This window comes from Arthrobacter sp. CAN_A2, from assembly GCF_015752045.1.
Classification (GTDB): Bacteria; Actinomycetota; Actinomycetes; order Actinomycetales; family Micrococcaceae; genus Arthrobacter_D.
Map to the genome: position 1 here is coordinate 445,468 of NZ_JADOUS010000002.1, position 21,291 is coordinate 466,758.

A 21,291-nucleotide genomic window follows, 5' to 3' on the forward strand; every position below is an offset into this window, starting at 1 on the left:
ATGACGGAGAACGCGACAGACCAGGCAGGCGCCCCGCGCCCCACGATCGGCTTCATCGGCAGCGGCCACATCGGCTCGCAGCTCGCCCGCCTCGCCGTCGCCCACGGCTACCGGGTGATCATGAGCAACTCGCGCGGGCCCGGGACGCTGCAGGACCTCGTCGCGGAGCTCGGGTCCGCAGCACGCGCCGGCACCGTGGAGGACGCGGCGGCTGACGGCGACGTCGTCGTCGTGACCGTCCCGCTGAAGAGCATCGACGCGGTCCCGGTGGAGCCCCTCGCCGGCAAGCTGGTCATCGACACGTGCAACTACTATCCGCAGCGCGACGGCCGGATCGCGGAACTCGAGGACGAGAGCACGACGACGAGCGAGCTCGTCCAGCGCCACCTGCCCGGATCCTCCGTGGTGAAGGTGTTCAACAACATCCATTCCGCGCAGCTCACCACCGACGGCACGCCGGCCGGCACGCCGGACCGCCGTGCGCTACCGATCGCCGGGGACGATGCCGACGCCGGGCAGGCGGTGGTGGAGCTCCTCGACGAGTTCGGCTTCGACGCCGTGGACGCGGGGTCCCTCGCGGAGGGCTGGCGCTTCCAGCGCGACACCCCCGCCTACGGCGCCGCACTCGACGCCGCGGGGATCCGCGAGGCGCTGGGGCAGGCGACGCGGTACACCGACAGGTAGCGTCCGCCCGAGCGGCCCTCGGGTACTTTGGTTCCAGTGCTTCATGGTCCCTGCGACCCGGTGAGCGTCTCAGTGCGGCCGACCCGGCGCACACAAGTCACCGACAGTGCCTCGGCGCACGGAAGCAGAAGTGGAGTGTGCTGCGGCATGGGGACAGTGACAACCGGTCTCTCCGTGGATCCTGCGCGCGGGGAAGGCTCCCTCGGGGGGCGCGCGCTCCTGATCCGGGCCATCGTGCTCGTGACGGCGGTCCTCGGCCTGAACTACATCGTCTGGCGGTGGCTCTTCTCCATCAACTGGGACGCGTGGTGGATCGCGATCCCGCTGGTCCTGGCGGAGACGTACTCGCTGATCGACTCGCTGCTGTTCGGCTTCACGGTGTGGAGGCTCAGGAGGCGCGAGCCGCCGGAGGCCCCCGCCGACCTCACCGTGGACGTCTTCATCACCACCTACAACGAGCCGCTGGACCTCGTCCTGACCACGGCGCGGGCCGCGAGGGCCATCCGCTACCCCCACAAGACGTGGATCCTCGACGACGGCGACCGCGCCGACGTCCGGGCGGCCGCGGAGGCGGAGGGCATCGGGTGGATCACGCGCTCGGCGGACTGGAAGGACATGCCGCGCCACGCCAAGGCCGGCAACCTGAACAACGCCCTCATGTCCACGGACGGAGAGTTCCTCGTCATCCTCGATGCGGACCAGATCCCCGACCCCCTCATCCTGGACCGGACCCTCGGGTACTTCACCAACGAGAAGATGGCCCTGGTCCAGACCCCGCAGGTCTTCGTCAACGTGCCGGACTCGGACCCCCTGGGAAGCCAGGCTCCGCTCTTCTACGGGCCGATCCAGCAGGGCAAGGACGGCTGGAACGCCGCCTTCTTCTGCGGCTCGAACGCGATCATCCGCCGTGAGGCGCTCATGCAGCTCGGGGTCACGCGCTACGTCACGGAGATCGAGCTCGCCCTGCACAAGGCCCTCAAGACCTCCGACAAGGTCATCGCGAAGGCCAAGAAGAACCTCGGCGCGGACAACGAACGCGTGACCGAGGCGCTGGACCTGGTGGCGAAGGACCTCCGCCGCGTCCGCCGTCGCCTGCAGAAGGGCCACGGCATCTCCGAGGTGACCTACGAGTTCCAGCAGCGCGTCACGGCGGTGACCCGCACCCTGGTCGCTGCGGACATCGCCGCGTTCCACGACGACCTGGCCTCCCTCGCCGACCTCGGCATCGAAGGCCTGGAGGGCCTGGAGACCGGGCTGGAGGGCGCCTCGGCGAGCACCCCGGCCCTCGCCGTCGTCGACGACACGGCCCTCGACCAGCTGGCCCAGCGGTCCTGGTCCCCGCTCGCGGCGATCGACGCCGTCCGCGTCCTCATCGAATCGGTCAACGCCGAGCGTTCCGGCGAGGCGCAGGCCGTCATGCCGATGGCCACCATCTCCGTCACCGAGGACATGGCCACCTGCATGCGGCTGCACTCCCTCGGCTGGGAGTCCGCCTACCACCACGAGAAACTCGCCGACGGCCTGGCGCCCGAGGACCTGAACTCGATGCTGACCCAGCGCCTGCGCTGGGCGCAGGGGACCATCCAGGTGCTGTTCCGCGAGAACCCGTTCGCGCAGAAGGGCCTGACGTTCGCCCAGAAGCTCATGTACGGGGCCACGATGTGGAGCTACCTCTCAGGGTTCGCCGCGATCATCTACATCGCGGCGCCCATCATCTACCTCGTCTTCGGCATCCTCCCGGTGGACTCCATCAGCACCGAGTTCTTCCTGCGGCTGATCCCGTTCCTGGTGGTCAACCAGCTGCTGTTCGTCATCGTCGGCAAGGGCGTCAGGACGTGGCGCGGGCAGCAGTACTCCCTCGCGCTGTTCCCCGTCTGGATCCGGTCCATCACCTCGGCGTTCGGCAACGTCTACCTGGGCCGCGACCTGGACTTCGCCGTCACGCCGAAGACCCTGCAGCAGGACACCACGCTGCGCTGGGACCTCGTCAGGCCGCAGCTCTGGGCGATGGGACTGCTGGCCGGGGCGGCCGTCGTCGGCATCATCCGCATGATCCTCGGGCACGCGGACATCCTCGGCACGTCGGTCAACATCGTGTGGGTGGTCTTCGACCTCGTCATCTTCAGCGTCATCATCGAGGCCGTCCGCTACCGCGGGTACGAGCACTACCGGTCGGACATCGCCGCGGCCACGGCGCGGCAGGAGGCGAGAAGCCTCCGGCGCTAGCTCCTGCCCCGCCGGAGACGACGCCACAACGAGGTCCTCGGCGGTTCAGGTGGCGTGGCGGCCTCGGCGTCACGGCGGGCCGACGCCCTGCGGTCGCGCCAGCGCTGCACCTCGGCGTCGACGTCGCGCAGCGGGGTGATCACCGGCGGGCCGCCGAGGAGCTGGCGCCTGGCGTCGACCACCCGGTCGTTGAAGTCCTCGAGGATCTCACGGACCTGCCGCTCGGTGTACTGGCGGTCGAGCCGGGCGTCCAGCTCGGCGTCCTCGGTGCGCAGCAGGATGGCGCGGGGGCCGAGGCCCGTGATGTTCTCGCGCTGGATCAGGCCCTTGACCCACCAGTCCGGGTCGTGTCCCTCCCCCAGCCCGGGGATCGGTTTGCCGGCGAGCGCCAGGTTGTCGAAGTCACCGCGAGCGACGGCGCGGTCGACGATGAGGCGTGCGCGCTTTGCCTCGTCCTCGCCCCGGCGCAGCGGCGCGAGCTCCCCGTCCGCCTCGCCGCCGTCGCCGTTCTGGCGCTGCCGTTCGGCCATGGCGTCACCCGCATCGCCCTGGGCGGCGCGGTACTGGGCCGCCCTGCGCAGCCTCTCCCCGTGTTCCTGTGACTCGCCGATGCCGCTGCCTCCCCGCGCGTGTGCCGTCCCCTCCAGTATTCCGAGGTGCGGAATCCGCCCGCAACCGATTCCCCTGCGGACGAACGCACTCGCGCCGCGGGAGGAGACAACGACGGCGGGCCGCCCCCGGGAGGGCGACCCGCCGTCGGGGCGGAGGAGGTGCTAGACGAGCCAGGCCGTCGTGTCGGCCGGCAGTCTGCCGTCCTCGAGCGGCGAGCTGCTCAGCAGCACCGTGCCCTCGGGCAGGTCCACCGGCGCCGAGCCGAAGTTGGTCACGGAATGCCAGCCGTTCGGACGCGTGAAGTGCAGGACGTCGGCGGAGGGCTCCTCGGCCCACGCGAAGTCCTCCTCGCCCTGCAACTCACGGCGCAGGGCGAGCGCTCGGCGGTAGAAGCCGAGGTTGGAGGCGGGGTCGGCCTCCTGCACCTCGACGGCGTACTCCCCGAACCACTCCGGCTGCGGCAGGTGCGCGCCCTTGAACCCGAAGCCGAAGGAATCGCCGTCCCGCGTCCAGGGCAGCGGGACGCGGCAGCCGTCACGGCCCACGTCGACGCCCTTGTTGCGGAAGAAGGTGGGGTCCTGCCGGTCCTCGTCGGGGATGTCCGCGACCTCGTGGAGGCCGAGCTCCTCGCCCTGGTAGAGGTAGGCGGAGCCGGGCAGGGCGAGCATGAGCTGGGAGACGGCGCGGGCACGACGCTCGCCGAGCGCATGGTCCAGCGCAGGCTCCCTGCCGCCGCTCATGAGCCAGGCCGAGCCGTCCTGGCCGTCCTCGCTGTCCGCGCTGTCCTCGCCGACGGGCGGCAGGCCGTAGCGCGTGGCATGCCGGACGACGTCGTGGTTGGAGAAGACCCAGGTCGACGACGCCCCCGAGGAGGTCGCTTCGCCGAGGTTCTTGGTGATGATGTCGCGGAACTGGCCGGGGTTCCAGTCGGCCTTGAGGAGGTCGAAGTTGAAGGCCTGGCCGAGCCCCTCGGGGCTCGCGTAGCGGGCGCGGCGGTCGGCGTGGACCCACGCCTCGGCGACGGCGGTGCGCGGCGGCGTGTATTCGTTGAACACCTGGCGCCATTCCGCGAACACCTCGTGGACCTCGTCGCGGTCCCAGAAGGGGTGCTTGCCCTGGTTGTTCCCGCCCTCGGGGCCGAGCTCGGCCTTGGACGGCAGCGGCTCGGTCATGTCCTTGGTGAGGGCGTGGGCCACGTCCACGCGGAAGCCGTCGACGCCGCGGTCGGACCAGAAGCGGAGGGTCTTCAGGAAGTCGTCGCGGACCTCGCGGTTGTCCCAGTTCAGGTCCGGCTGTTCCCGGGCGAAGATGTGCATGTACCACTGGCCGTCCTCCGTGCGCTCCCAGGCGGGACCGCCGAACACGGAGTCCCAGTCCGACGGCGGCTCGGAGCCGTCCGGGCCCTTGCCGTCGTGGAAGATGTAGCGGTTGCGTGCGGCGGACCCCTTCGGCGAGGCGAGGGCCTCCTGGAACCATTCGTGCCGGTTGGAGGTGTGGTTCGGGACGATGTCCGCGACGAGCTTGATGCCTGCCGCGTGCAGGGCGGCGACCATCTCGTCGAAGTCCTCGAGCGTACCCAGCTTGGGGTCGACGTCCCGGTAGTCGTCGACGTCGTACCCGCCGTCCGCGAGCGCGGACGGGTAGAAGGGGCTGAGCCAGACGGCGTCCACGCCGAGGGACGTCAGGTACGGGATGCGGGACGTGATGCCCTTGAGGTCCCCGATGCCGTCACCGTTGGAATCGGCGAAACTCCGGGGGTAGATCTGGTAGACGGCGGCCTGGCGCCACCAGTGCGGATCCTGCATGCGCTCGGCGAGCGCCTCGGCGGACAGCCCGGTGGCGGCGTCCACGGCGGAGTCGACGTCGGGATTGACGGTGGAAGTCATAGGGTGTGCCTCTCTGGTGTGGAAGTGTGGGCACGGACGTGCCGGCACAGCGATGCGCCGGGCGTCGATCGGTACTCCACTCCCGATTATTTTTGCGATTGAAAATAAAGGATGTCAACGACGAGGCTAGTACGGGGAGGTGGTGTGATGGACGCGGTCACCTCGCTCGCCCCCGCCAGCCCGGCCCGGGCCCTGGCTCGCGAGGTCCTGATCCGGGGCCCCATCTCCCGCGGGGACCTCGCGGCGCGCCTCGGCCTGTCGGTCGCCAGCCTCACCCGCCTGAGCAAGCCGCTCCTCGACGCCGGCGTCCTCCGCGAGTCCGAGGAGGTCGGGGTCGCCTCGATCGGGCGGCCCGTCCGCCCCCTCGAGGTCAGCCCGGACGCGCACCGGTTCGTGGGCGTCAAACTCACCGGTGAGGCCGCTTCGGCCGTCGCCACCAACCTCAAGGCCGACGTCATCGGGACGGGCGAGCGCGCGCTGCCGGGCCATGCCGTCGAGGACGTGGTCGACGCCGTCGTCGACGCCGTGGCCGACCTCGGCGCCGTCGACCGGTTCAGCGGCATCGGCATCAGCATCGGTGGCAGGGTCACTGCCGATTCCGCGGTGCTGCGCGCCCCGTTCCTCGGTTGGCGCGACGTCCCCCTCGCTGACCTCGTGCAGCAGCGGACCGGCCTGCCCGTCGTCGTCGAGAACGACGTCGTCGCACTCACCATCGCGGAGCAGTGGTTCGGCGCGGGGCGCGGCGAGAAGGACTTCGCTGTCCTGACGGTCGGCGCGGGCGTAGGCTACGGGCTCGTCATCAACGACGTCGTCATCGCCCCGCCGGACGCCGGGCTGGGCCTCGTGGGGCACTATCCGCTGGACCCGGACGGGCCGCGCTGCAGCGACGGCCACCGCGGTTGCTCGTCGGCCGTCCTCACCATCCCGGCCATCTGCTCCCGGTTCACCGCCTCCACGGGCGAACATCGCTCCTACGAGGAGGTCCTCGCGCTCGCAGGCCGGGGCCATCCCGTGGCGGGCGACGTCGTGGGGGCCGCCGGTGCCGCCCTCGGCCTGCTGGTGTCCGCCGTCGCGAACCTGACGATGGTGGACCTCGTCATCCTGTCCGGCGAGGGTATGGGCCTCGCCGACGTCGCGCGCCCCTCGCTGCAGGCCGCGATCCACGACCACCGGGACCCGGAGGCGGCCCCCATCCGGCTGAGCCGGCAGCCGACCGACTTCGCGCAGTGGGCGCGCGGGGCCGCCGCCGTCGTCATCCAGCGCACCATCCTCGGGACGCTGCGCTGAGGCACCGCCCGCCCGGCACGGAATTATTCAGCACGCTGATGAATTGCACCAGTATGACTACTATCGCGATCATCGGAGCAGGACGCGGCCTCGGAGCCGCAGTGGCACGCCGTTTCGGGGCAGAGGGCTTCGCCGTGGCCCTCATCTCCCGCAGCCAGGGCAAGCTGGACGCCCTCGCGGAAGACCTCGGCAAGGAGGGTATCCAGGCCCGTGGCTTCGCCGCGGATGTGCGGAACCCCGAATCGATCGCCGCGGCCCTCGAAGCGGCGACCGAGACGCTCGGCCCCATCGAGGTCCTGCAGTACAGTCCCCTCCCGCAGAAGGACTTCATGCGGCCCGTCCTCGAGACGACACCGGCGGACCTCAGGGGTCCGGTCGAATTCTCCATCTACGGGCCCGTGGCCGCCGTGCACCAGGTCCTGCCCGGCATGCGCTTCCTCGGGGAGAACCGCGGCACCATCCTTTTCATCAACGGAGGCTCGGCCGTGAAGCCCGGCCGCACCGTGACCGGGACCTCGGTGGCCTTCGCCGGTCAGGCCGCCTACGCGGAGCTGCTGCACGAGGTGCTCGCCGAGGAGGGCATCCACGTCTCGCAGCTGATCATCGGCGGCCGCATCATCGAGGGAGATCCGGAGAAGGACCCGAACGTCCTCGCGGACCTCATCTGGGGCCTCCACGCCCGGCGGGACACGTTCCGCCACCAGGTCAGCGCCGACTGACACCTGGCGTCCTGAGCACCCGCAGCACCAGAGAACCCCGAGCCACCCCGGAGGACCACCATGAAGATCGCCCTGCTCGGCGTCGGACGCATGGGCCACGAACTCGGCGTGCACCTGCTGCAGGCGGGCCACGACGTCACGGCGTGGAATCGTACGGCGAGCGCCGTCGACCGCCTGCGTGACGCCGGCGCCGGCCAGGCCGACTCGGCCCAGGCGGCCGTGCAGGACGCCGACGTCGTCATGACGGTGCTCTTCGGACCGGACACGGTCCGCGAGGTGGTGCTCTCCGGGCTCGAGATCCCGGCCGAAGCAGTCTGGCTGGACGTCACCACGGTCTCCCCGGAGGACGCCCGTGAGTTCTCCGATTACGCCGCTGCTGCGGGCATCCGCTACGTCCACGGGCCCGTGTTCGGGAGTCTCGCCCCGGCGCGGGCGGGCCTGCTCGGCGTCGTGCTCGGCGGCGAGGCCGGGGATGTCGACGTCGTCGAGCCCCTCGCCGCGCTGTGGGGCGACGCCGAGCGCCTGCGCCGCGTCGCGACGCCGTCGGACGCTGCGACCGGGAAGCTGCTCGCGAACCTCGCCCTGGGCGTCACGCTCCAGGGGCTGGTGGAGGCCCTGCGCCTCGGCAGGGCCAACGGGCTCGACGCCGCCGCGGTCCTCGACCTGCTGCAGGGCACGGCACTCGGTGCCATCGCCGGGATGAAGGGGCCGGTCATCACCGGGGGCACGTTCGGCGACACCCAGTTCTCCGCCGACCTGCTCGCCAAGGACGCCCGGCTCATGCTGCGTTCCACCCCCGATCCCCTGCCCGCGGTGACGGCACTCCTGCAGTCCCTCACCGATGCCCAGCGCGCCGGTGCGGGCGACGACGACATCGCCGTGATCGCGAAGCCCGAGCTCGGCTAGCTGCACGATCCGGCCCGGCCGGAAAGCACTGTCCGGATGTCGGCGGATCTGGGTACGGTACGAGGTATGGCTACCCCAGACATCCCCGGACCCGATTCCAACCACCAGCGCCCCGACGGCGTCTCCGACATCACCGTCGAGGCGCTCGGCAAGCTCTCCGAAGCCCTCGAGGTCGTGGAGCACGCCCGCGGCTACCTCTACGGCTTCCACCGCCTCACCGGCAAGGCCGACCTCAATCTCTCCGAGGCCGAAGAGCTCTTCCGGAAGGCCGGCCACACCGAGATCGCGGACAGGCTCACCACCGAGATCATCGGCCGCAACGTGATCGAGGGCCGGTGGACCTTCCAGATCATGGAGGACTACGACGACAACTACTACTCCGAGTTCAAATCCTTCGAGAAGGAGGCCCGCGACTCCCTCGTCGAGGGCAAGCGCCACATCTTCGAGGCGGAGATGAAGGAGGAGCGCCGCACCAAGGGCCGGGCGCACCACGAGGCGCTGCCGCCGGAAGCCTGAGCGGAGTACCTCGGCAGTCTTGGCGGAGTCCGTCAGCGGCCCGGGCCGCTGACGGACTCGAGGCTTCGGGTGAACTCCTCGTAGTCCCTTTGGTTCTGGTCGGCGTAGACGGCGGCGAAGGTTGCCAGGGCGTGATCGAAGGCCGCTCCGGACCCCAGGTAGGACGCGATCGCGGTGGGGGCGCCGGTGCGGGCGTGAGCGCGCGCGAGCGTCCAGGCACACAGACGGGCGTGGGCCATGAGCCTCGACGCGGAGACAGCGGTCAGGTCCGCGGAGGTCTTCCAGTCCCAGAGCTGACGGACGTAGAAGTCGCGCTCGACGCCGTCGATACCCGTGGTCCGCAACCAGCCCAGCAGGATGTCACTCGAGGCCTGGATGAGGCGCTGGCCCTGGACCACCCGCTCGCCGTGGTTGGAGTACCGGCTGGGGCCCAGATGGATCTCCAGTACGGAAGCGTCGGCCTGTTTCAGCTGCAGCACGAGGGGGTCCGCGTGCTCACGGCCCACGAGCAGCACGATCCAGCTGAGCGTGCCGACGCTGCCGACCCCGACGACCTTCCGGGCGACGTCCTGATACTCGTAGTGATCGAGCAGTGGCTGCCGGTCAGGGGAGAGCGTCTGCCGGTAGTCGGCCATCACCCCGCGGATCCCCTCCTCGAGGTGCTGCGCCTCGAGGCCGGGCAGCAGCTCGTGGAGCGGGACCACCAGCGGCGGATCGTCGATGATCCTCGGACGGCCGTCGACGACCTCCGTCAGTCTGCGGGCAGCCCGTGCACTGGTCCTGCTCAACGCACCGGCGACGTCGTGTTCCGCTTCCTTCGCCGCATGACCGCCCAGGTTCTTCCTGATGGCCGGGAGCAGCGACCGGACGTCGAACGAGGTGTACCAGACGTCCAGCGGGGTCATCGCGGCGAAGGATCCCATCGCTTCCCGATAGGCCCTGGCGGTCTCGAGGACGGCAGTCCGTCCTTCCACCCCGGCGAAGCCATGGTCCCGTGCGGCGATCTCGACGCTGGTCACCAGCCTCTTGACGTCCCATTCCCAGGGCCCCGGGAGCGTCTCGTCGAAGTCGTTGATGTCGAAGACCAGGCGCCGTTCGGGGGACGCGAAGCCGCCGAAGTTGCTGATGTGGGCGTCTCCGCAGAGCTGGACGTTCAGCCCGGTGGTCGGGGTGTCCCGCAGATCCGCAGCCATGATGGCTGCAGCGCCGCGGAAGAACCCGAACGGGGACGCGGCCATCCGCTCGTGCCTGAAGGGGATGAGCCCGGGAACGCGGTCTTTCTCCTGGTCGCGAAGGATCTCCACCGGGCTCACCCGATCGGAGGGAGCAGACCACTCACGGTGGCTCCTGCGGGGTGCGCGCCGCCGCAGGTCCTTGCCGACGTCGGCTCCGGGCGCCGTCGACCGCCCGGCCCCGGTGATCGGCGCCCGCGCGTCCTTCGTATCCGAACTCTGCATCACGCTGCTCCCGTCACGAGCTGATACAGGCAGGTTCCTGCAGACACCGCCCGCCGGCTTCACCCGAGCGAGGTGAAGACCGCAGCGTGTGCCGGCTCCCGCAGGACCGGTGGTGCGCAGGTGGTCACCGGGACATCAGTAGACTTCGGGTATGTTGCGCTCCGACGACCGATCCCCGGCACCTCCCTCACCGGGACGCCGCCCGTGACGCCGGACAGCGCGACCGCGAGGACACCGGACGCCGTCCGACTGCCGCTCGACCCGGCTCGTGCCGGGTACCGGAACACCGGGGGTGACCCCCTGGACTTCCTCACCGACCGGGTCGACGCAGCCCGAGGATCCCTCCCGCGCGCCCTGGCCCTCGCCGGAGAACTGGGTGCCGCCGTCCCCCTGCCGGGATCGGGCAGGACGGCCCTCACCTGGCAGCTCCTCACCACTCTCGCCGCCGCGGACCTCACCGTGGCGCGCGTCGTCGAACCCCACCTCGATGCCCTGGCGATCCTCGACCAGGCCGGGACGAGCGCTCCCGCCGGACCCGCCGGACCCGCCGGATCGGCCGGCCTGCCCGGCGGCGCCGGGACGTGGGGCGTGTTCGCGGCGGAAGGACCCGGGGTCGCGCTCACGGCGTCGGAGGAACCGGACGGCACCTGGACCCTGACGGGCGTCAAGCCCTGGTGCTCCCTCGCGGACCACCTCGATTCCGCGATCGTCACCGCGCACGTGCGCGAGGGGAAGCGGCGGGCCTTCGCCGTGGACCTCCGCGCCGACGGCGTCACGCCGGAGCCCGCCGAGGCGTGGATCAGCCACGGCCTGGCCGCGGTCACCAGCTGCTCGGTGCGCTTCGATGCCGCCGCGGCCGTCCCGGTCGGAGACGCCGACTGGTACCTCACGCGGGACGGCTTCGCCTGGGGCGGGATCGGCGTCGCCGCCTGCTGGTTCGGAGGCGCCCTCGGCGTCGCGCGCACCCTCCTCGCCGCGTCCCGGCACCGCACCCCGGACCAGATCGCCCTCATGCACCTCGGCCGCGTCGACGCCGCCCTGCACGGCACCCGGACGGCGCTCGCAGCCGCGGCGGACGCCGTCGACGACGGACGCGCCGGCGGACAGGACGGCGCGCTGCTCGCGGCGCGCGTGCGCTCCCTGGCGTTCGACTGCGCGGAACGGGTGCTCGAGGCGGCCGCCCACGGGCTCGGCCCGGCGCCCCTGGCGTTCGACGAGCGCCACGCCACCCGCGTCGCGGACCTGCACCTCTACCTGCGGCAGCACCACGCCGAGCGTGACGACGCCGCACTCGGCCGGCGCGTCCTCGAGGGATCGCAGCAGGGCGGTGCGGCGTGGTGAGCTTCACGCACGACGGCGAGGGGACGCCGGAGAGCCACTGGCGCACGTGGGAGCAGGACCGTGAACCGGGCGGTGATCTCCAGGTCGAGGAGCTCTTCGACGGACGCCTGCCCTCCCGGTTCATCCTCCTCGCCGCGCACCCCGACGACGAGACCCTCGGCGCCGGCGGCCTGCTCTCCCGGCTCGCGCGCGACGGCGTGCGGTGCGACGTCGTCGTCCTCAGTGACGGCGAGGCGTCCCACCCGTCCTCCCCCACCCACTCACCGCGGGACCTCGCGGAACTGCGGCGCAGCGAGGTGACGAACGCCCTGCAGGTCCTCGCCCCGGCCGCCCGGCTGACCTTCGAGGGCCTGCCCGACGGCGGGATCACGCCGGAGGACGTCGCGACGGTCCTGGTCCGCGAACTCGGCGACGGCGAGACCGCCCGCACCCTGGTGGCCGCACCGTGGCGCCACGACGGCCACTCCGACCACGACGCCGCGGGCGCCGGCGCGGCCCGGGTCTGCAGCGACCACGCCATCACGCTGCTCGAGTACCCCATCTGGCTCTGGCACTGGGGCACGGCGGAGGATCATGCGGAGCAGCTCGCCGACCTGGCGCTGCACCACCTGGGCGCCGACGAGCACGCCCGCAAGGGCTCCGCCCTCGCGACCCACGTCTCCCAGAGCCTGCCGCTGTCGGACGCGCCGGGTGACGAGGTCCTGCTGACCCCCGCCGTCCTGGAGCATTTCCGCCGCAGCTTCGAGTCGTTCTTCGTCAGCGGCGCGCCGTCGACCTTCGAACGCCTGCACCGCGACCGGGCGGACCCCTGGGAGGTCGCCGAGCGGTTCTACGAGCAGCGAAAGCGCGCCCTGACCATCGCCGGCCTGCCGCGGCGCCGGTTCCGCCGGACCCTGGAGATCGGCTCGTCGGTCGGCGCCCTGACGAAGGACCTCGCGGCCGTGTCGGACACCCTGCTGGCGCTCGACACCAGCGAGACGGCGGTGCGCCGCACCAACGAGGCGGTCATCATGCACGCTGCCGCCGGCGCCAGGCTCGCCACCGTCCCACGGGACTGGCCGCGCGAGGACGGCCCCTTCGACCTGATCGTGCTCTCCGAGACCGGTTACTTCCTGTCCTCGGACCAGCTCGACGACGTCATCCGTCTCATCGGCGAGTCGCTCGACGACGACGGCGTGCTGGTCCTGTGCCACTGGCGCCACCCCATCGAGGGCTGGGAGCTGGACGGGGACACCGTCCACCAGCGCGTCCGCGACCGGTCGGGCCTTCCCACCCTCTCCCTGCACACCGAGGAGGACTTCGTCCTCGAGGTCTTCGTCCCCGCGCCTGCCGTGTCCGTCGCCCGACGGGAGGGCCTGGTGTGATCCCCGGCCAGGTGGCCGTCGTCGTGCCCGCACGCAACGAGGAGGAACGGCTCGCGGCCTGCCTCGCCTCGGTCGACGCCGCCCGGCTGCACCTGCTCCGCACCGTTCCGCGGATCCTCGTCTCCGTGACCGTGGTCCTCGACCGCTGCACGGACCGGTCGGCCGCCGAGGCACGCCGGGGGCCGGGGATCTCCGTCATCTCGGGCAGCTTCGGCTCCGTCGGTGCGGCCCGTGACGCGGGCGTGAGGTTCGCGCTCGCGAAGTCCCGCAGCCTTCCGGTCCGCACCTGGATCGCGAACACCGACGCCGACACCACGGTGCCGCGGGACTGGCTCGTCCAGCACCACCGTCTCGGCAGCAGCCACGACCTCGTCCTCGGGACGGTCCGGCCCACGCTCACCCCCGACAACGGCGAACGGCTTCGGCTCTGGGCCGACGCCTACGTGCCCGACGACGGACACCGCCACGTCCACGGCGCGAATCTGGGCATCAGGGGAAGCACCTACGAGGAGCTCGGCGGCTTCGGCCCGCTGGAGCAGGACGAGGACGTCCGCCTCGCAGAACGGGCCAGGGCGGGCGGCGCTCGGTGGACCGCCTCCGGGGCACTGACCGTGTCGACGTCGTCGCGCACCGTCGGTCGGGTGCCGGCCGGCTTCGCCACGTACCTCACATCGCTCGGCTGAGGGAAGCCGGCAGCGGTTTTCCTGATTGTCCGAGGCATCTGTTAGACAAGGGGTGTCACGGAGAGAGCCTCGCATGGAGCGGGCCCGCGTGGCCTCATTCATGGGGGATGAACAACATGCGATTCGGGGACATGCTGCGCGAAGCGCGCAACGCCGCGGGGCTGACGGAAGCGGAACTGGGGGACGGGGTCTACTCAACCCACTTCGTCACCCTGCTCGAGCGCGGTCTGCGCCAGCCCACGCCGGAGATGGTGCAGCACCTCGCTGCGCGGCTCGGCATGGACGCCCGGACCCTCGGCTGGTGGGTGGAACAGCCGGCCATCGACGACCAGCCGGGCCTGACCACCGCCATGTTCGCCGCGAACTATGCGCGTGATATGCATGACCACGCCCTGGCGGCATGCGAGGCGGAGCACGCCGCGAACATCGCCCACGAGCAGAGAAATGCTCCGGCCTGGTGGGATATGTCCATGCTCCAGGCCCAATCACTGATCGGCCTTCGCCGGCTCGACGAGGCGGAGAACGTCCTGCTGTCCATGGACAGGTCGTCACTGATGGCCGCCACACCCGAGCTGCAATCCGTCGTCCAGGGGCGGCTGTCCACCATCGCCCGGAACACGGGACGGCTGGCGGAAGCCGTGGAGCTCGCGCGCCGGTCGATGGAGCTCGCCGCTGAGCTCCCGGATCATGCGCCGTCCCGCCTGCAGGCCGCCTTCATCCTGATCGCCGCGCTCTCCGTCAAAGGCGAGCTGGAGGAGGCGTGGGAGGTGGCGACGAGCCTGGACATCGTGGACGGAGCATCCCCCGCTCCGTCCCTCCTGATCGCCCGCGGGGCCTGGGCGATCGGCAACATCGCCTTCCGCCGTGGGGACGTCGAGGTCGGCGAGAAGTACTACGCGCTCGCGGGCGAGCTGCTGCTGCCGCAGGCGGACGTGCAGACCTGGACCGAGTTCCACTGCGCCAGCGCCGGCTACAAGTTGGTCCTGGGGTTCGTGGACGACTCGGTCCGAGCCTCGCTCGCCAACGCGGAGCTCGGGCTCCAGATCGTGGGCACCGAGACCCAAAGGCTGGAACTCGCGCTTGCCCAGGCCCGGTTCGCCCTCCTCACCGGAAGCCTCGATATGGCGGAACAGCTCCTCAAGCGGCTGATCGACCAGCGCGATCTGCTCGACTTCGAGTCCGAGACGGGGCTCGAGGAAAGCCTCGGACTGTACTACGCGGCACGTCGGGCCCCCCGGCAGGCCGCCCACCACCTGACCGCTGCGGCGCGGCTGCACTCCGAGGCCGGCGCCGACGAGAAAGCACGCGAACTCCTGGACCAGATCCGGGCCCCTCTCCGGCTGACCGGCACGCCCCACCGGCACCATCGCTACCGGGCTGACGTCATCTGCCCTCAGACCGTCGACACTCCTGCCGTGTGGTCCTACCATGGCAGGAGCGCGAATGCCCTTGGGCATCAGGGCCGCGCTCGTCGGAGAGCGGCCCACCCGCCGCTTCTCGGTGCTGGGGCCGGTCACAGCGTCTCGTGATGAAACGCACCCCAAGGATATTCATCATGCAGAGGAACAGCACGCCCATCGTGGCGGCGGCACTTGCCGTCGCCCTCCTGTCCACCGCCGGAGCCGCCACAGCGGCCCCCTCGGTGACCATCTCCTCCCACCGCAGCGGGTCCGTGACGGCCGGCGACACGACAGAGCTCGCCACCGGACTCGTCGGCCCCCTCCGCGTAGGGATCGGCCGCGGCAACACCGCCTACGTGTCCCAGAACTTCGCGGGCAAACTCACCAGCGTGGACCGCAGCGGAACCGCGACCACGCTCCTCGACCGCCCGGGCATCGAGATCGGCGGCGTGTCCACCAACAAGGGCGACGTCTACTTCACCGAGAGTGCGGGCGGCCCGATGAGCCCCGATGTTCCGTTCGTCGCGAATGTCAGCGTCCTCGAGAAGGGCACACCCCGGGTGATCACCGATCTCGCCGCGCTCGAGACGGAGACCAACTTCGACGCCGACAACGAGTACGGCTTCCAGGACCTCCCCGCTGACTGCACGGACCAGCTCACGAAACAGGTGCCCGCGGACGTGCTTCCCTTCCTGCTCCCGCGTGGCGGTGAGGTCTACTCGCACCCCTACGCGACCGCGGTGTCCCACTCCGGGCGCTACGTGTACGTCGCCGATGCCGGGGCCAACGTCATCTGGACGGTGGACACGCGGCGCGAGACGGTCGACGCGACGGTTCTCGAACCCGTGCCCACGCCCGTCACGCCGGCGCTCCTCGCCTCCCTCAAGGCACAGCAGGGCATCGACCTGCCGGCATGTGTCCTCGGCCTGACCTACAACTCCGAGCCCGTCCCCACGGACATCGAGTTCGGTCCGGACGGTCTGCTGTATCTGACGTCGCTGCCCGGGGTGCCGGAGGATCCGACGCTCGGGTCGGTGCGCAGTTTCGATCCCGCGTCGGGTGACGTCGAGCTCGTCGTCTCCGGTCTGACCTCGCCCACCGGGCTGGCCTTCGACCGTGCCGGCAACCTGTTCGTCGCCGAGCTCTTCGCCAACAGGATCTCGGTCATCGCCGCGGGGACCGAGGAGGCGGTGCCCTTCCGTGAGGTCACCCAGCCCGCGGACGTCGAGGTCGACGGCAAATACCTGTACGCGACCACCAACGCGGTACCGGGCGAGCCCGAGGCCGGGGCTCCTGCTCCCGCGCCGCAGGGCACGCTGGAACGCACCCGCCTGGACTACGACAAGCGATAGGGAGCACGACGACGCCGCGTCCCGACGGGATGCGGCGTCGTTCTGTGCGCGGCCGCGTCGTCGGAGGAGGCCTGCCCGGCTCAGCCGTTGTCGGCCGCGGGAGCAGTGACGGGGTCGGCGGTCCCCGGTGCCGGATCGGAGCCGCGGAGGAAGAACGCGCCCAGCGAGCCCGCGAGCGTCGCGAAGACGGCCACCGAGTACACCGCGAGCAGGACCTGCAGGATGCGTGCGAAGGCGGTCGTCGGGGTGAGGCCCGTACCGGTGATCGTCGCCATCGCGGCCTCGAACAGGGCGTCGGCGTACGAGTCGTGCGTGCCGGTGGCGTGCAGCAGCTGGCTGGAGGCCAGGACGACGACGGCGGTGACCGCCGCGAGCCAGCCGATGCGGCTGGACAGCAACCGGCCGGCGGACCGCGACCCCCCGGACGCCCGCGGAGACGATCCCCCCGAATCGGGCGAAGCGGGCGAGCCGCAGGAAGCGCAGCGCCTGCAGGGCGCGGAAGAACCGCAGGAAGGGCACGAGGAGGAAGACCACCTGCCACCAGTTCTTCGTCCAGAACGCCCTGCTGAATCCGGCGATGGAGGCGCGCAGCAGGAATTCGTCGTCGTCGTCGTCGTCGTCGCGCTCATCGCGTCCGTCCCGGGTAGCCGGGGATCCCCGGCGCTACCGGTCGTGCTGATCGACATGCGCCGGTGGCCGTCAGTGCTGCGGCCGGAAGCGTCGGATGCTGTACACGATGAAGAGGGCCGCGAGCACGCCGGACAGGGCAAGGCCCGGACCGACGCTCCAGCCACCCGGGATCCACCACGTCGCGCTCAGGGGCCACCACCCCGGAGCCGGGGGCTGCACGCCCCACAGGACCCCGAGCAGGACGAGACCGAGGGCGCCCGAGAAGCTGAAGACGATGTTCGGCGTGGTCTTCACGCCCTGCGCGGCCCCCGCGAAGGCCTTCTCCTTGACCGGACGCAGCCACCGTCGCGCCCAGTCGTACTGCTGGGCGAGGACGGCGAGTCCCGCGACGAGCGCGAGCAGGCCCGGCCCCGGCAGGACGAGGGCGGCGAGTCCTATCAGCACGAGCAGCCATCCGACCACGAGGCCGAGGACGCGACGGGCGCCCTGCGGCCTGCTCCGTCCGGCCGACGTCGAGCCGTTCGACCGCCGCCGATGGCCGGGTCGGTGGCCGGGTCGGTGGCCGGGTCGGTGAGTAGGGAGGTGGCTAGTTCGATGCATCCGAATTATTCAGTAGGCTTCGCATTCCTCTATGATGGACACCGATCGATGCCGGAGGCAAGGACCTCGGCCGCGCACGCCGGGCTTGCCACACCGCCCGGCACGTGGCCGGCAGGATGCCCCGACCGGCAGGACCACATACTCCCCGCGCAGCGCGGGTTCCCAGAAGGAGATTCATCGTGATCGGATTCATCATCGCCGGCCTCATCATCGGCGCACTCGCTCGACTCATCAAGCCCGGCAAGCAGAACCTCGGCCTGGTCGCCACGCTTCTGCTGGGGATCGTCGGGTCGCTCATCGGCGGCACCATCGCGAGCTTCCTCGGCACCGGGCAGGTCATGGAACTGAACGTGATCGGCTTCATCGTCTCTGTCGTCGTGGCAGTGCTGCTGATCGGCGTCGCCGAGAGCCTCTCGGGCCGCCGTCGCGTCACCCGCTGATTCTTCCCGGCACGCCTTCGCCCGGCCGATCGTTACCCCAGTACCCATGCCTACGGTACGTCCAGCTTGCGGGTGTAGCGTAGATGTCAGATGGGGCACAGATTCGTTCGGAAGGCTCAATCATGAACAAGAACTGGCGCTGGCTCCCCGCCGGCATCGTCCCGGTCGTCATCGTCACCGCCGCGGTGAGCGGTTCCGCGGTCGCCGAAGCGCAACCGCAGCTCCCCGCGAAGACCGCCCAGGAGCTGCTCGAGTTCGTAGCCACCGGCGCTGATGACGCCTATTCCGGCACCGTCGAGCAGTCCTCGAACCTCGGCCTCCCCGACATCAGCATGGCCACCCCTCCGGGTGCCACGTCCAGCTCGGACCCCACCTCCACCGCGCTCGAGCTCCTCACCGCCGACCACACCGCCCAGGTCTACGTCGACGGGCCGGACCGGGCACGCGTCCAGGTCCTCGACCAGCTGGCCCAGCGCGATGTCGTCGTCAACCAGGACGACGTGTGGTTCTACGACTCGAGCGCCAACGAGGCCGTACACGCCGTCGTGCCCGACCGCGAGTCCGCGAAGGCCGAGCTCGAGGCGAAGCTGCAGGAGAAGGCCGCCGACTACCCCGAACTGCAGGACATCCCCCGCACCCCCGCGGAGCTTGCCGAGGTGTTCCTCGCGACGATCGACCCGACCACCGAGGTGACCGTCGACGGCACGAGTCGCGTCGCCGGCCGCAGCGCCTACGAGCTGCTGCTGACCCCCGAGGATGCCACGACCCTGATCGGTTCCATCGCCGTCTCCGTGGACTCCGAGACCGGCGTCCCGCTCAGCGTCACCGTGCAGGCCAAGGGCCAGGAGGACGCCGCGTTCAAGGCGGGCTTCAGCGCCGTCGACTTCAGCACCCCCGACGCCGGCATCTTCGAGTTCACACCGCCCGCTGACGCCACCGTCACCGAGGCACCCACGGCCGACGACGCCAGGGCCCACATGGAGGCGAAGGACGAGCCCGTCGCAACCGATGAGCCCGTGGTCATCGGCGAAGGCTGGAGCGCCATCGTGGAACTGCCCGCCGGCACCGCCGCGAAGCTCGGGTTCACCCCGGGCAGCGGTGAGGCCGCCGGGATGGGCGACATCATGGACATCAAGCCCGGCATGGACCCCCAGGAGGTCGCGGGAGCCCAGGCGATGCTGGACCAGGCCCTCACCGAGGTCGACGGCGGCAGCGCCCTGCAGACCTCACTGGTCTCGGTGCTCGTCACCGATGACGGCCGCATCCTCGCGGGCGCCGTCGGCGTGGACCAGCTCGTCGCCGCAGCCCAGCGGTGATCGGCAGGCAGCCTGCGGACCCCGCACAGCCGGTGAAGGTCCGCGGGTGAGCGCTGGCGGGTTCGCGATCGAGACGCGCGGACTGACCAAGGTGTTCGGCCGCCAGAAAGCCGTGAACGACGTCGACCTCGCCGTCCCCCGCGGCACGGTGTTCGGCTTCCTCGGCCCCAACGGGTCCGGGAAGACCACCACCATCCGCGTGCTGCTGGGGCTCGCCGCGGCGTCCAGCGGCGAGATCCGACTGCTCGACGGCGACATGCCGAAGGATGCGCGCACCGTCCTGCCGCGCGTCGGAGCCCTGGTCGAGGGCCCCGCCATCTACCCGTTCCTCTCCGGGCGGGCGAACCTCCAGCGGTTCGACGCCGCGGATCGCCACACCTCCCCTGCCACCCGGGACCGGCGCGTGGACGCCGCGCTCGAGCGCGTGGGCCTCAGCCATGCGGCGAAGAAGCGGGCACACGCCTACTCGCTCGGCATGAAGCAGCGCCTCGGCATCGCCAACGCACTGCTCGCCCCGCGCGACCTGCTGATCCTCGACGAACCCACCAACGGCCTCGACCCGCAGGGCACCCGCGAGGTCCGCAGCCTCATCCGGTCCCTGTCCGAGGACGGCACCACCATCTTCGTCTCCAGCCACCTGCTCGCGGAGGTGGAACAGATGTGCACGATGATCGCGGTCATGAGCGCGGGGAGGCTCGTGGCCCAGGGCTCCCTGGACGAACTCCGGGCCGGGGGCACCGTCCGGGTCCGCGTCACCACGCCGGATGTGGCCGACGCCCGCCACGTCCTCGCCGGCCTCGGCCTGCGCCCGGAACCGCACGGGCGCGACGACGTCATCGCCGCAGAACTGGCCGTCCCCGGGCTCCTGCCGGAGGCTGTCAACGCCGCCCTGGTCCGCGCGGACGTGCGGGTCCGCGGCTTCGAGGCCAGCGGCGCTTCGCTCGAGGACCGCTTCGTCGCACTCACCGGAGAGGGGTTCGACGTTGCCGGCTGAATCCGCAGTCACCCGACCACCGCGCACGGGAGGCGGCCTCGGCCTGTCCCTCGTCCTGTCCGAGATCACCGTGCTGTTCCGGCGGCTCCGCACCTGGGCGATGATCGGCGCACTGGCGCTGATCCCCATCCTCATCGCCGTCGTCGTCCGGGTCTCCTCCGACGGCTCGGCCAGCGGACGCGGCCCGGCATTCCTCGACAGCATCACCCAGAACGGCCTGTTCGTCTCGCTCACCGCGCTGACCGTGGCCATCCCGCTGTTCCTGCCGCTGACCATCGGCGTCGTCGCGGGAGACACGATCGCCGGGGAGGCGAACCTCGGCACGCTCCGGTACCTGCTCGTCGCTCCCGCCGGGCGCCTCCGGCTGCTGCTCGTGAAGTATGCCGGGGCGGCCCTGTTCTGCCTCGTCGCCACCCTGACGGTGGTGGTCACCGGTGCGATCATCGGGGCGCTGCTGTTCCCCGTGGGCCCGGTGACACTCCTGTCGGGGGACACCGTGGGCATCACCGGCTACTTCGGACGGCTGCTGCTGCTCGCGCTGTACGTGACCGTGTCGCTCATGGGGCTCAGCGCCATCGGGCTGTTCATCTCGACGCTGACCACCATCCCCGTCGGGGCCATGGCCGCGACGGCCGCGCTGGCCGCCGTCGCGCAGATCCTCGGTGCACTCCCCCAGCTCGAATGGCTGCACCCCTGGCTGTTCACCAACTACTGGCTGGGATTCGCCGACTTCCTGCGGCAGCCGATCGTCTGGAACAGCTTCCTCGACAACGCCCTGCTGCAGCTCGGCTATATCGCCGTGTTCGGGAGCCTCGCCTACGGGCGGTTCAGCACGAAGGACATCCTGAGCTGACCCCGGGTCCTCGAATGGCCCTGCC

20 protein-coding genes are annotated in these 21,291 nt (G+C 70.9%); 15 read left to right on the forward strand and 5 right to left on the reverse strand.

Features of this window, described 5'->3' with window-relative positions; translation table 11 throughout:
• Positions 1-684 carry an NADPH-dependent F420 reductase gene (locus tag IWX63_RS04190; protein ID WP_199276858.1) on the forward strand — a complete coding sequence of 228 codons (684 nt, stop codon included), beginning with the start codon at positions 1-3 and terminating at the stop codon, positions 682-684.
• A 147-nt stretch (positions 685-831) separates the two neighbouring features.
• Positions 832-2,910, forward strand: a complete 2,079-nt coding sequence (locus IWX63_RS04195) for a glycosyltransferase (RefSeq protein ID WP_199276859.1) — start codon at positions 832-834, stop codon at positions 2,908-2,910.
• Here the strand turns inward: IWX63_RS04195 and IWX63_RS04200 are convergent.
• Both IWX63_RS04200 and IWX63_RS04205 read right to left on the reverse strand, forming a co-directional pair.
• A complete protein-coding gene (locus IWX63_RS04200; protein WP_199276860.1) occupies positions 2,907-3,440 on the reverse strand; it encodes a DnaJ family domain-containing protein in 534 nt (177 codons plus the stop codon). The genes IWX63_RS04195 and IWX63_RS04200 overlap by 4 nt on opposite strands.
• A 243-nt stretch (positions 3,441-3,683) precedes the next feature.
• Positions 3,684-5,327 carry a glycoside hydrolase family 13 protein gene (locus IWX63_RS04205; RefSeq protein ID WP_334685636.1) on the reverse strand — a complete coding sequence of 548 codons (1,644 nt, stop codon included), beginning with the start codon at positions 5,325-5,327 and terminating at the stop codon, positions 3,684-3,686.
• Positions 5,328-5,555: 228 nt separating this feature from the next.
• Here IWX63_RS04205 and IWX63_RS04210 point away from each other — a divergent pair, with 228 nt between their 5' ends.
• From IWX63_RS04210 to IWX63_RS04225, 4 genes are all read left to right on the forward strand, one after another.
• Positions 5,556-6,695, forward strand: coding sequence for an ROK family protein (locus tag IWX63_RS04210; protein WP_199276862.1), 1,140 nt, complete (start codon positions 5,556-5,558; stop codon positions 6,693-6,695).
• Between the two features lie 53 nt (positions 6,696-6,748).
• Complete coding sequence (locus tag IWX63_RS04215; RefSeq protein WP_199276863.1) at positions 6,749-7,414, forward strand: SDR family NAD(P)-dependent oxidoreductase; 666 nt, start codon at positions 6,749-6,751, stop codon at positions 7,412-7,414.
• A gap of 60 nt (positions 7,415-7,474) precedes the next feature.
• On the forward strand, positions 7,475-8,320 hold the full coding sequence (locus IWX63_RS04220) for an NAD(P)-dependent oxidoreductase (RefSeq protein WP_199276864.1): 846 nt from the start codon (positions 7,475-7,477) through the stop codon (positions 8,318-8,320).
• A 66-nt stretch (positions 8,321-8,386) separates the two neighbouring features.
• Positions 8,387-8,836: a hypothetical protein gene (locus IWX63_RS04225; RefSeq protein WP_199276865.1), complete on the forward strand. Its 450-nt coding sequence runs from the start codon at positions 8,387-8,389 to the stop codon at positions 8,834-8,836.
• A gap of 32 nt (positions 8,837-8,868) precedes the next feature.
• Here IWX63_RS04225 and IWX63_RS04230 read toward each other — a convergent pair whose 3' ends face one another.
• Entirely contained in the window at positions 8,869-10,293 is a 1,425-nt protein-coding gene (locus tag IWX63_RS04230) for a DUF2252 domain-containing protein (RefSeq protein ID WP_199276866.1), read from the reverse strand.
• Positions 10,294-10,365: 72 nt separating this feature from the next.
• Here IWX63_RS04230 and IWX63_RS04235 point away from each other — a divergent pair, with 72 nt between their 5' ends.
• The 5 genes from IWX63_RS04235 (at position 10,366) to IWX63_RS04255 (ending at position 16,433) form a co-directional block, all read left to right on the forward strand.
• Positions 10,366-11,634, forward strand: a complete 1,269-nt coding sequence (locus IWX63_RS04235) for an acyl-CoA dehydrogenase family protein (protein ID WP_334685618.1) — start codon at positions 10,366-10,368, stop codon at positions 11,632-11,634.
• Positions 11,631-12,998, forward strand: coding sequence for a PIG-L family deacetylase (locus IWX63_RS04240; protein ID WP_199276867.1), 1,368 nt, complete (start codon positions 11,631-11,633; stop codon positions 12,996-12,998). The genes IWX63_RS04235 and IWX63_RS04240 overlap by 4 nt, the downstream gene beginning before the upstream one ends.
• Positions 12,995-13,681 carry a glycosyltransferase gene (locus tag IWX63_RS04245; protein WP_334685619.1) on the forward strand — a complete coding sequence of 229 codons (687 nt, stop codon included), beginning with the start codon at positions 12,995-12,997 and terminating at the stop codon, positions 13,679-13,681. The genes IWX63_RS04240 and IWX63_RS04245 overlap by 4 nt, the downstream gene beginning before the upstream one ends.
• Positions 13,682-13,788: 107 nt before the next feature.
• Complete coding sequence (locus tag IWX63_RS04250) at positions 13,789-15,210, forward strand: helix-turn-helix domain-containing protein (protein ID WP_199276868.1); 1,422 nt, start codon at positions 13,789-13,791, stop codon at positions 15,208-15,210.
• Positions 15,211-15,236: 26 nt separating this feature from the next.
• The gene (locus IWX63_RS04255) at positions 15,237-16,433 is read left to right on the forward strand and encodes a ScyD/ScyE family protein (RefSeq protein ID WP_199276869.1); all 1,197 of its coding nucleotides are present in this window, start codon (positions 15,237-15,239) and stop codon (positions 16,431-16,433) included.
• Positions 16,434-16,513: 80 nt separating this feature from the next.
• On the opposite strand, the gene IWX63_RS16715 is transcribed toward IWX63_RS04255, so the two are convergent.
• Both IWX63_RS16715 and IWX63_RS04265 read right to left on the reverse strand, forming a co-directional pair.
• Complete coding sequence (locus IWX63_RS16715) at positions 16,514-16,831, reverse strand: hypothetical protein (RefSeq protein ID WP_334685620.1); 318 nt, start codon at positions 16,829-16,831, stop codon at positions 16,514-16,516.
• Positions 16,832-17,132: 301 nt separating this feature from the next.
• Positions 17,133-17,663 (reverse strand): PGPGW domain-containing protein, encoded by a 531-nt coding sequence (locus IWX63_RS04265; protein ID WP_199276870.1) that lies wholly within the window; start codon positions 17,661-17,663, stop codon positions 17,133-17,135.
• A 179-nt stretch (positions 17,664-17,842) separates the two neighbouring features.
• Here IWX63_RS04265 and IWX63_RS04270 point away from each other — a divergent pair, with 179 nt between their 5' ends.
• From IWX63_RS04270 to IWX63_RS04280, 4 genes are all read left to right on the forward strand, one after another.
• Positions 17,843-18,103, forward strand: a complete 261-nt coding sequence (locus tag IWX63_RS04270; protein ID WP_199276871.1) for a GlsB/YeaQ/YmgE family stress response membrane protein — start codon at positions 17,843-17,845, stop codon at positions 18,101-18,103.
• A gap of 122 nt (positions 18,104-18,225) precedes the next feature.
• A complete protein-coding gene (locus tag IWX63_RS04275; RefSeq protein ID WP_199276872.1) occupies positions 18,226-19,419 on the forward strand; it encodes a LolA family protein in 1,194 nt (397 codons plus the stop codon).
• A gap of 46 nt (positions 19,420-19,465) precedes the next feature.
• Positions 19,466-20,413, forward strand: a complete 948-nt coding sequence (locus IWX63_RS16720; protein WP_334685621.1) for an ABC transporter ATP-binding protein — start codon at positions 19,466-19,468, stop codon at positions 20,411-20,413.
• Complete coding sequence (locus tag IWX63_RS04280) at positions 20,403-21,266, forward strand: ABC transporter permease (protein WP_334685622.1); 864 nt, start codon at positions 20,403-20,405, stop codon at positions 21,264-21,266. Before IWX63_RS16720 ends, IWX63_RS04280 begins: the two co-directional genes overlap by 11 nt.
• Positions 21,267-21,291 lie beyond the last annotated feature (25 nt).

Bases quoted from the DNA above. Each gene is read 5' to 3' on its own strand.
- IWX63_RS04190 (WP_199276858.1), top strand. From the start codon at position 1: ATGACGGAGAACGCGACAGACCAGGCAGGCGCCCCGCGCCCCACGATC.
- IWX63_RS04195 (WP_199276859.1), top strand. From the start codon at position 832: ATGGGGACAGTGACAACCGGTCTCTCCGTGGATCCTGCGCGCGGGGAA.
- IWX63_RS04200 (WP_199276860.1), bottom strand. From the start codon at position 3,440: ATGGCCGAACGGCAGCGCCAGAACGGCGACGGCGGCGAGGCGGACGGG.
- IWX63_RS04205 (WP_334685636.1), bottom strand. From the start codon at position 5,327: ATGCAGGATCCGCACTGGTGGCGCCAGGCCGCCGTCTACCAGATCTAC.
- IWX63_RS04210 (WP_199276862.1), top strand. From the start codon at position 5,556: ATGGACGCGGTCACCTCGCTCGCCCCCGCCAGCCCGGCCCGGGCCCTG.
- IWX63_RS04215 (WP_199276863.1), top strand. From the start codon at position 6,749: ATGACTACTATCGCGATCATCGGAGCAGGACGCGGCCTCGGAGCCGCA.
- IWX63_RS04220 (WP_199276864.1), top strand. From the start codon at position 7,475: ATGAAGATCGCCCTGCTCGGCGTCGGACGCATGGGCCACGAACTCGGC.
- IWX63_RS04225 (WP_199276865.1), top strand. From the start codon at position 8,387: ATGGCTACCCCAGACATCCCCGGACCCGATTCCAACCACCAGCGCCCC.
- IWX63_RS04230 (WP_199276866.1), bottom strand. From the start codon at position 10,293: ATGCAGAGTTCGGATACGAAGGACGCGCGGGCGCCGATCACCGGGGCC.
- IWX63_RS04250 (WP_199276868.1), top strand. From the start codon at position 13,789: ATGAACAACATGCGATTCGGGGACATGCTGCGCGAAGCGCGCAACGCC.
- IWX63_RS04255 (WP_199276869.1), top strand. From the start codon at position 15,237: ATGCAGAGGAACAGCACGCCCATCGTGGCGGCGGCACTTGCCGTCGCC.
- IWX63_RS04265 (WP_199276870.1), bottom strand. From the start codon at position 17,663: ATGCATCGAACTAGCCACCTCCCTACTCACCGACCCGGCCACCGACCC.
- IWX63_RS04275 (WP_199276872.1), top strand. From the start codon at position 18,226: ATGAACAAGAACTGGCGCTGGCTCCCCGCCGGCATCGTCCCGGTCGTC.